Source organism: Nucisporomicrobium flavum (assembly GCF_016464385.1).
GTDB lineage: Bacteria > Actinomycetota > Actinomycetes > Mycobacteriales > Micromonosporaceae > Actinoplanes > Actinoplanes flavus_A.
Genome location: NZ_JADMLH010000044.1, coordinates 1 through 1,664, shown reverse-complemented (window position 1 = coordinate 1,664; position 1,664 = coordinate 1). Strand labels below are relative to the sequence as shown.

At 68.1% G+C, this 1,664-nt stretch carries 2 protein-coding genes; one reads left to right on the top strand and one right to left on the bottom strand.

Annotation, left to right across the window (positions count from 1 at the left end; all coding sequences use genetic code 11):
- Positions 1–235 (bottom strand): hypothetical protein (locus IT780_RS42485; protein ID WP_233414385.1); only part of this gene is annotated, 235 nt, incomplete at its 3' end.
- Here IT780_RS42485 and IT780_RS41410 point away from each other — a divergent pair.
- The gene (locus tag IT780_RS41410; protein ID WP_199517384.1) at positions 222–1,448 is read left to right on the top strand and encodes an IS110 family RNA-guided transposase; all 1,227 of its coding nucleotides are present in this window, start codon (positions 222–224) and stop codon (positions 1,446–1,448) included. The genes IT780_RS42485 and IT780_RS41410 overlap by 14 nt on opposite strands.
- Positions 1,449–1,664 lie beyond the last annotated feature (216 nt).

Genomic DNA, 1,664 nt, shown 5'->3' with positions numbered 1-1,664 from the left:
GCGGCATAGAAAGACGTTCTGCGTGTTGATGCAGGACGTAAGAACGTCCTCCTGATGCGCTTGCGGGCTTGGTGTCCCATCGCAGGAGGAGGACGTTCGTGAGTAACGGTAGCGGCGTGTCCCGTGGTGATCGCAACCGCAACGCACGGCTGGCTAGGCTGCGGGCTTTGGTGCCGGTCTCGAACGCGATCATCGGCATCGACCTGGCGGAGGAGAAGCAGATGGTCGTGGTCACCGACCACGATTCGAAGGTGCTGGCCCGCAAGACGTTCAAGTGCCACGCCTGGAACCTGGGAACGGCGCTGGACTGGGCGGCCAAGCAGGCGGCGGCCAAAGGCTTCGCGGCAGCCACAGTCGCCTGTGAGCCGACAGGGCACCGGTGGCGGGTGCTGGGCCAGCTCGCCGACGAACGTGGGATGCCGTTCGTCTGCGTGCAGCCGATGTTGACCTCCTGGGCGCGGCGCAGCGAAGACCTGACGTTCGACAAGACCGACGAGAAAGACGCCGTGCTCATAGCCCGCCTCACCGCGCAGCTGCGCTGCTACGTGCCCGAGACCGTCGACGAGACCTGGGGCCGACTGCGGCACCTCGGTGCCCGCCGGGCGCAGCTGATCGTGGAGTCGGGCCGGCAGGTCCAGCAGATACGAGCCTTGCTGGAGTGCGTCTGGCCGGCGGTATTGCAGAGTGCGCGGCAACCGTTTCGGTCTTCGACCTGGATCGCGGCGCTCACTGTCGTGGTCGACCGCGACGGCGGCGATCTTGCCCGGACCCGCCGGCTGGGCCCAGCCCGGTGGGAGTCCGCGGTGCGCAAGGAGATCATCCGTCGCGGCCGCAAGAAGCCCTGCATGCGCATCGTCCAGGCCCTGTTCGCCGCGCTCAGTGATCCGGCGGGTGTGACCGCGCACCGCCCCGGCGCCCTGGAACGTGTCGGCTTGGTGCTGACCGACTGGCTGGACACGCAACACCGGCTGGCCGACACCGAGGCGCGGATGACGGCGATCCTGGACCGGCTGCAGCTGACCGACCTCGTCACGTCGATCCCCGGCCTGTCAGCGATCGGCGCGGCAGCGATCCTGGCCGAGACCGGTGACCCGCACCGGTTCGCCAGCGCTCGGGCACTGGTCAAACACGCCGGCCTGGCGCCACGAGAGAAGATGTCCGGCACCTTCATCGGCCGCACGAAACTCACCGGCCAAGGCCGGCCCGGGCTACGGCTGGCCGCGTGGCGCACCGTCTGGGGCGCACAACGCGCGAACCCCGTCTATGCCGCCCGGTTCACCCACCTCACCACCCGGGAGCAGAACAAGCTCACCGTCACCCAAGCCCAAGCCGTCATCGCGGCAGCGATCCTGAGGCAGCTGCACGCCATCATCACCACCGGCCGAGCATGGGATCCCGCCATCGCCACCCACGGCACACGAACCGAGACACTGCCCCTGGCCGCCTGACCTCCCAGGCGGCCCGTCAAGCAGGGTCGGGGCGAGCCCCACGCGGCATTGAGGAACCCACGGTTACCTCGTCTCTCATCAAGGGCAGCCCCGCCCGTCGTCTATCAACCCGGTTACGCGCTGCAGGGACCAACCCCATTACGACTATGCAGGGACCGACGACGGACGAGGCACCCGGCCAACCGCTTGACCAGAACGTCTTACGCTGATGAGAGT

Coding starts and splice junctions, on each gene's coding strand:
- IT780_RS41410 (WP_199517384.1), top strand. CDS start 222: ATGGTCGTGGTCACCGACCACGATTCGAAGGTGCTGGCCCGCAAGACG.